The organism is Pseudomonas sp. 05N434 (assembly GCF_056396965.1).
On the sequence record NZ_JBFTMK010000234.1, the window covers coordinates 1 to 7327 of the forward strand.

Consider the following 7327-nt stretch of genomic DNA (forward strand, 5'->3'; position numbering starts at 1 on the left):
ACCTGAAAGAGCTGGCGCGTTTCCTGCAAGTCCCCCCTCATATCGCCATAAAACGAGCGCTTGCGGCCGGTACGCCAGCGCCTGACACGGCAGAGCGTTTTAGCCAGACAGCCCGCAAAAGCATGAAATAGCTTGGCCGAGCTCTGTGAAGAACAAGAGGGGAGACGATGAAGGCAGTAATTCTGGCGGGTGGCCTGGGCACGCGCATCAGCGAAGAGTCGCACCTCAAGCCCAAGCCGATGATCGAGATCGGTGGCAAGCCAATTCTTTGGCACATCATGAAACAGTACTCCGCCCACGGGATTCATGACTTCGTGATCTGCCTTGGCTACAAGGGCTATGCGATCAAGGACTTCTTCGCCAACTACTTCCTCCACACCTCCGACGTCACCTTCGACATGCGCAACAACCGCATGGACGTGCATCAGAACTACAGCGAGCCGTGGAGCGTCACCCTCATCGACACCGGCGAGGAAACCATGACCGGTGGCCGCTTGCTGCGCGCCGGTCGTTACCTCAAGGACGAAGAGGCGTTCTGCTTCACCTATGGCGATGGCGTCTCCGATATCAATATCCGTCAACTGGTGGACTACCACAGCGCCCACGGTCGTCTGGCGACCGTCACCGCCGTACAACCGCCGGGCCGTTACGGCGCCCTGGAGCGTCACGGCGATCAGGTGCTCGGTTTCACCGAGAAACCCCGTGGCGATGGTGGCTGGATCAATGGCGGGTTCTTCGTGCTGTCGCCGAAAGTGCTGTCGTACATCGGCGGTGACGAGACCACTTGGGAAGCCGAGCCGTTGACCCGGCTGGCCCAGGACGAACAGTTGAAGGCTTTCGAACACGAAGGCTTCTGGCACCCGATGGACACCCTGCGCGACAAGAACCACCTCGAAGCGCTGTGGCAGAGCGGGGAGGCCCCATGGAAGCAATGGGCCTGAGTCCGGAGTTCTGGCGTGGCAAACGGGTGCTGCTGACCGGCCACACCGGTTTCAAGGGCAGCTGGTTGACGTTGTGGCTGCAAAGCCTCGGGGCCGAGGTCAGCGGGTTTTCGCTCGATCCGTCCACCGAGCCGAGCCTGTTCGAACTGGCGCGGGTACACGAGGGCATCAACGATCAGCGTGGTGATCTGCGTGATCTGGGCGCCTTGCTGGAACTGATCGTCGAAACCCAGCCGCAAATCGTCCTGCACCTGGCGGCCCAACCGCTGGTGCGCGAAGGCTATCGCGATCCGCTTGGCACTTACTCCAGCAACGTCATGGGCACGCTCAATCTGCTCGAAGCGATCCGCCAGGTCGGCGGCGTGCGTGCCTGTGTGCTGGTGACCACCGACAAGGTCTATGCCAACAAGGAATGGCTGTGGCCGTACCGCGAAGACGAAGCCTTGGGCGGTCACGATCCTTACAGCAGCAGCAAGGCTTGTTGCGAATTGTTGGCGCAGTCTTACGCTGCCTCGTTTTTCCCGGCTGACAAGTACGCCGAGCATGGCTTGGCGTTGGCCACCGCCCGTGCTGGCAACGTGCTGGGCGGCGGTGACTTTGCGCCTGAACGCCTGATTCCCGATGTGCTCAAGGCCTGGTCGGCCGACCAACCAGTGACCCTGCGCTACCCGCAGGCCGTGCGCCCCTGGCAGCACGCTCTTGAACCTTTGGCGGGTTACCTGCAACTCGCCGCAGGCCTCTATGAGCAAGGCCCGCAGTTTGCCGGCGCATGGAACTTCGGCCCAAGCGAAGCGGACATGTGCAGCGTCGGCGAAGTGGTGGAGTTGCTCGCCAGCCGCTGGCCGCAAGCGCGCGGATTGCGTATCGAGCCGAGTGATTTGCACGAAGCCGGCCTGCTGCGCCTGGACAGCAGTCGCGCCCGTCAACGGTTGGCCTGGCAACCGCGCTGGTCGTTGCAGCAGTGCCTGACCCAGACCCTCGATTGGCACCTGGCGTGGCAGAACGGTGATGACATGCGTGAAGTCACCCTGAACCAGTTGAACCTGTACCGAGGCGCGTTGTGAGCGAGTTCTTGTTGAAAGCCTTACCGCTGGCCGGTCTGTTCAGCGTGCAGCACAAACGCTTCGAAGATGATCGCGGGCACTTCGCCCGGTTGTTTTGCGAAGGCAGCCTGAGCGCTTTCGGCCAGCCGTTTCATATCCGCCAGATCAACCACTCCTGCACTCGTGAGCGGGGCAGTGTGCGTGGTCTGCATTATCAAAACTCCAATGCGCCGGAAGCCAAGTTGATTACCTGCCTGCGCGGCGAAGTCTGGGATGTGGCGGTGGACTTGCGCCCTGACTCCGAAACCTTTCTGCACTGGCACGCCGAGCACCTGAAGGCCGGTGACGGTCGCAGCTTGCTGATCCCGGAGGGGTTCGCCCACGGCTTCCAGACGCTGACCGATGACGCCGAATTGCTCTACTTGCACAGCGCTGATTACGCACCTGCGCACGAGGGCGGGTTGTCGGTGAACGATCCACGGCTGGCGATCGCCTGGCCGTTGCCTGTCAATAATCTGTCAGCCAGGGATTCCAGCCATCCCTTGCTCGATGAACACTTCGCTGGAGTGCGTCTATGAACTGCCGTGGTTGCGGTACTCATCTGGCCTTGCCGCTGATCGATCTCGGCACCTCGCCGCCATCCAACGCCTATGTGCACGCGGATCGCCTGGAACAAGCCGAGCAATGGGTGCCATTGAAGGTCGCGGTGTGTCAGCAGTGCTGGCTGGTGCAGACCGAGGATTACACCAGCGCCGATAGCCTGTTCGATGCCGAGTATGCGTATTTCAGTTCGTTCTCCAGCACCTGGCTGGCCCATGCCGAGCGCTATGTCGCCGAGATGGTCGAACGCTTCGGCCTGACCGCTGACAGCCGCGTGGTGGAAATCGCCGCCAACGACGGTTACCTGTTGCAGTACGTGGCCGGGCGTGGCATCCCTTGTCTGGGCGTTGAACCGACCCGTAGCACTGCGCAAGCGGCGCGGGAAAAAGGCCTGGAGATTCGCGAACTGTTCTTCGGTCGCGACACCGCCGCGCAACTGAAAAACGAAGGCTGGGCCGCCGACCTGATGGCCGCCAACAACGTGTTGGCGCATGTGCCGGACATTAATGATTTCCTCGGTGGTTTCTCCACCTTGCTCAAGCCGACCGGTGTGGCGACGTTCGAGTTTCCGCAACTGCTGACGCTGATGGCCGGGCAGCAGTTCGACACGCTGTATCACGAGCACTATTCCTACCTGTCCCTGACTGCCGTGCAGACCTTGTGCGAGCGCAATGGCCTGGAAGTGTTCGATGTCAGCCAGTTGTCGACCCATGGCGGTTCGTTGCGGGTGTTCGTCCAGCGTGCCGACGGTGTTCGCCGTGAGGTGCAGCCAGCCGTTCAACAGCAGTTGCAGGCCGAACTGGCAGCGGGAGTGAAAACCCCCGAGTACTACGCGACCCTGGCGCCCGCAGCAGAACGCATCAAGCACGGATTGCTGCGTTTCCTGTTGCAGGCCAAGGCCGACGGCAAGCGCGTGGTCGGTTATGGCGCGGCGGCCAAGGGCAACACCTTGCTCAACTACGCCGGGGTCAAACCGGACCTGTTGGCCTGGGTGGCCGATGCCAATCCGCACAAGCAGGGCAAGTACTTGCCGGGCAGTCGCATTCCGATCGTTTCGCCGGCGCAGATCGATCTGGAAAAGCCGGATTACGTTCTGGTATTGCCATGGAATTTGCTGCACGAAGTCAGTCAGCAGCTGGCGCAGGTGCGTCAGTGGGACGGCCGTTTCGTGATCGCCGTGCCTGAGTTGACCGTACTGTGAAGGTGCTGGTGACCGGTGCTACCGGGTTCGTCGGCCGACATCTGGTCGCGGCTTTGCTCGCCCGTGGCTGCGAGGTGCGGGCCGTGGCGCGTAACGCCGAGACCGCCGCGCAATTACCGTGGATCAACGCCGTGGAATTCGTGGCCGCGGACGTTCATGCCGCCGACCTGGACTTCGCCGCGCTGACCGATGGCGTCGATGCCTTGGCGCATCTCGCCTGGCCGGGGTTGCCGAATTATCAGGCGCTGTTTCACTTCGAACACAACCTGATGGCCGATTACCGCTTCATCAAGGGCGCGGTCGAGGCGGGCGTATTGCAGGTGTTGGTCACCGGCACCTGTTTCGAATACGGCCTGCAGAGCGGGCCGCTCAGCGAGCAGACCGAGGCGCGGCCAAGCAACCCTTACGGGCTGGCCAAGAACACTTTGCGTCTATTCCTCGAAAACCTGCAGCGCCAACAGCCCTTCACCCTGCAATGGGCGCGGCTGTTCTACCTGCACGGGGAAGGGCAGAACCCCAACAGTTTGCTGGCGGCGCTGGACCGGGCAATCGACGCCGGGGACGACAGCTTCAACATGTCGGCCGGCGAGCAGTTGCGCGATTACCTGGCGATCGACACGGCCGCCGATTACCTCGCCACGATCCTGCAACAGCGCGAATTCGATGGCGTGATCAATTGTTCCAGTGGCCAGCCGGTATCGGTCAGGGCGCTGGTCGAACAGCGGCTGCGTGAGCGTGGCGCGACGATCCGTTTGAACCTGGGCCATTACCCATACCCGACCCATGAACCGATGGCGTTCTGGGGCGTGGCGGACCGCTTGCAACAGCTACTGGGAGCAGAGCATGAGGCATGAATTGTATCGGGTCGCCGACCTGCCGGTGTTGCAGAACCGTACCTTTGCCGACCCGGAGTCGGCCAGGGCTTCGGCCAGCGCCGACATGCTGTTGGTGCAGGACGAGACGAGCGGGCTGATCTTCAATCAGRCTTTCGACGCCGACAAGCTCAGCTACGACGCCGACTATCAGAACGAGCAGGCGCATTCCGGCCAGTTCCAGAAGCACCTGAGCGATGTCGAAGGGATCATTGCCCACCACTTCAAGGGGCAGGAACTGATCGAAGTCGGCTGCGGCAAAGGCTACTTTCTTGAGCTGCTCAAAGGCCTGGGCTACGCCATCACCGGTATCGACCCGGCCTACGAAGGCGACAACGCCGACGTGATCAAGGCGCCGTTCACCCGCGGCCTGGGATTGTCGGCGGGCGCTATCGTGCTGCGGCATGTGCTGGAGCATATCCAGGACCCGGTGAGTTTTCTCGCCGAGATGGCCGAGGCCAATCAGGGCGGGCAGATCTACATCGAAGTGCCGTGCTTCGACTGGATTCTTGAGCACCGCGCCTGGTTCGACCTGTTCTACGAACACGTCAATTATTTCCGCCTCGATGACCTGCGCCGGATGTTCGGCACCGTGCACGAGGCCGGTCACCTGTTCGGTGGCCAATACCTGTACATCGTCGCCGACCTGGCCACGCTGCGCCTGACACCGGACCAACCGGTGCCGCGCCTGGCATTGCCGGACGGTTTCACCAGCAGCCTCGAGCGCGCGGTGCAGATCATTCAAGCGGCGCCCGAGCAAGGTTCGGCGATCTGGGGTGCCTCGTCCAAAGGCGTGATTTATTCGCTGTTCCTGCAACGCGCAGGTGTGGCGGTGGATCGCGTGGTGGATATCAACCCGGCCAAACAGGGCCGTTATCTGCCCCTGAGCGGCGTGCGGGTGTCTTCGCCCCAAGAGGCCATGGATGCCTTGCCCGAAGGCGCCAACCTGTTTGTGATGAACTCCAACTACCTCGAAGAAATCAAGCGGATGACCGGTGGACGCTACGTCTATCACGCCGTCGACAGCGCTTCGTTCCAGTGACTATTGAGATTCTAAAATGACCGACAACACCATCAATAAAGCCTTCGAAGCCGAATGCCGGGAACAGATCGCCCAGCAGGGTGACGACCAGAAACTCACCGGCCTGGCCCGGGATTTCTTCAACGAATCGGCCAAGCACAAGTACAGCTACCACTTCTCGTGGATGGGCCGTCCGATCATCCAGCTGCCACAAGACATGATGGCGATGCAGGAAATCATCTGGCAGGTCAAACCGGACCTGGTGATCGAATGCGGCATCGCCCACGGCGGCTCGATCATTTACTACGCCTCCTTGCTGGAGCTGCAAGGCCACGGCGAAGTGCTGGGCATCGACCTCGATATCCGTGCACACAACCGTGAAGCCATCGAGAGTCACCCGATGAGCAAGCGCATCTCGATGATCGAAGGTTCGAGCATCGACCCGGCCATCGCCGCCCAAGTGCGTGCTGCCGCTGAAGGCAAGAAAGTCATTCTGGTGCTCGATTCCAACCACACCCACGATCACGTGCTGGAAGAACTGCGCCTGTACGCACCACTGGTGTCGGTGGACAGCTACTGCGTGGTCATGGACACCGTGGTCGAAGACATGCCAGCCGATTTCTTCCCGGATCGTCCATGGGGCCCGGGCGATAACCCGAAAACTGCGGTGTGGAAGTACCTGGAAGAGAACAAGGACTTCGAGATCGACCAGCAGATGCAAAACAAACTGCTGATCACCGTGGCGCCGGACGGCTATCTGCGTCGCGTTCGTTAATCAAAAACAGCTTCAGGTACTTGGCGATCGGCCGGTTGTGGGGATAGGAAAATGCAGGTTCAAAGCAGCACTCAAACCAACGTGACACCGCTGAACGAGCTGTTCACGGTGGTGGTTATCACCCACAACCGCAGGGCGTTCCTGCGACGCGCCTTGCAGTACTACAGCCGTTACTCCGCCAAGGTGCTGGTGCTGGATTCGTCCGTGCAGGGCGATGAGCGCATCGCAACCGACTTTCCGTCGGTCGACTATCGTCATTTGCCGCAGTTCACCTACACGGGGTTTCAGCAAAAGCTCGGGTATGGCGTCAGCCAGGTCACCACGCCGTACATGGTGTTGGCTTCCGACGATGACTTCCTGCTGCACGATGCACTGACCGAATCGGTGAACTTCCTCGAGGCCAACCCTGATTACGGCATGTGCCACGGCTACTGCCTGATGTACCTGACGCACTCCAACTATGTGCAGTACTACCGTCGCGACAAGAAGGTAAAAGAGGATTACAACGCCGAGCGCGCGCAGGATCGCGTGCTCGACTACATGGGCCAGTACATTCCGCCGTTCTATGCGGTGCACCGCACCTCGCTGTTGCAGGACTGGTATGCGGCCATGCCGGAGGGCACGATTTTCGAGTGGCAGGAAATCGGCCATGTGTATTACATGCTCGCGCGGGCCAAGGCGCGGATTCTGCCAATGCCTTATGTGGTGCGGGAGGTCAACTACGGCCGTTCGGATCACAATACCGAAATCATTCACGTCCTGAGTTTCAAAGACGCCCGTTCGGTCGCCGAGCGTGAGCGCTTTGCCGGTTTCCTCGCCACGCTGCCGACCGACATCAGTGACCTGAACCAGAAGCAGACCGCAGAGTTCGCCC

The 7327-nt window shown here is 60.9% G+C and carries 8 protein-coding genes; all 8 read left to right on the plus strand.

Annotation, left to right across the window (positions count from 1 at the left end; all coding sequences use genetic code 11):
• Positions 1–167: 167 nt before the first annotated feature.
• The gene (gene rfbF / locus AC1DLB_RS16050) at positions 168–941 is read left to right on the plus strand and encodes a glucose-1-phosphate cytidylyltransferase (RefSeq protein ID WP_019579550.1); all 774 of its coding nucleotides are present in this window, start codon (positions 168–170) and stop codon (positions 939–941) included.
• Positions 923–2005 carry a CDP-glucose 4,6-dehydratase gene (gene rfbG, locus AC1DLB_RS16055; protein ID WP_026286325.1) on the plus strand — a complete coding sequence of 361 codons (1083 nt, stop codon included), beginning with the start codon at positions 923–925 and terminating at the stop codon, positions 2003–2005. The genes rfbF and rfbG overlap by 19 nt, the downstream gene beginning before the upstream one ends.
• Positions 2002–2562 carry a dTDP-4-dehydrorhamnose 3,5-epimerase family protein gene (locus AC1DLB_RS16060; protein WP_064619535.1) on the plus strand — a complete coding sequence of 187 codons (561 nt, stop codon included), beginning with the start codon at positions 2002–2004 and terminating at the stop codon, positions 2560–2562. The genes rfbG and AC1DLB_RS16060 overlap by 4 nt, the downstream gene beginning before the upstream one ends.
• The gene (locus tag AC1DLB_RS16065; protein ID WP_477744231.1) at positions 2559–3785 is read left to right on the plus strand and encodes a methyltransferase domain-containing protein; all 1227 of its coding nucleotides are present in this window, start codon (positions 2559–2561) and stop codon (positions 3783–3785) included. Before AC1DLB_RS16060 ends, AC1DLB_RS16065 begins: the two co-directional genes overlap by 4 nt.
• A complete protein-coding gene (locus AC1DLB_RS16070) occupies positions 3782–4639 on the plus strand; it encodes an NAD-dependent epimerase/dehydratase family protein (RefSeq protein WP_477744232.1) in 858 nt (285 codons plus the stop codon). Before AC1DLB_RS16065 ends, AC1DLB_RS16070 begins: the two co-directional genes overlap by 4 nt.
• Positions 4629–5699: a class I SAM-dependent methyltransferase gene (locus AC1DLB_RS16075; protein WP_477785269.1), complete on the plus strand. Its 1071-nt coding sequence runs from the start codon at positions 4629–4631 to the stop codon at positions 5697–5699. The genes AC1DLB_RS16070 and AC1DLB_RS16075 overlap by 11 nt, the downstream gene beginning before the upstream one ends.
• A gap of 16 nt (positions 5700–5715) precedes the next feature.
• Complete coding sequence (locus AC1DLB_RS16080) at positions 5716–6453, plus strand: cephalosporin hydroxylase family protein (protein ID WP_064619523.1); 738 nt, start codon at positions 5716–5718, stop codon at positions 6451–6453.
• Between the two features lie 51 nt (positions 6454–6504).
• Positions 6505–7327: TIGR00180 family glycosyltransferase (locus AC1DLB_RS16085; protein ID WP_477785270.1), on the plus strand; the 823-nt coding region annotated here is incomplete at its 3' end.

Excerpts from the sequence above, each read along its gene's own strand:
- AC1DLB_RS16080 (WP_064619523.1), top strand. The coding sequence starts at position 5,716 with ATGACCGACAACACCATCAATAAAGCCTTCGAAGCCGAATGCCGGGAA.
- rfbF (WP_019579550.1), top strand. The coding sequence starts at position 168 with ATGAAGGCAGTAATTCTGGCGGGTGGCCTGGGCACGCGCATCAGCGAA.
- rfbG (WP_026286325.1), top strand. The coding sequence starts at position 923 with ATGGAAGCAATGGGCCTGAGTCCGGAGTTCTGGCGTGGCAAACGGGTG.
- AC1DLB_RS16065 (WP_477744231.1), top strand. The coding sequence starts at position 2,559 with ATGAACTGCCGTGGTTGCGGTACTCATCTGGCCTTGCCGCTGATCGAT.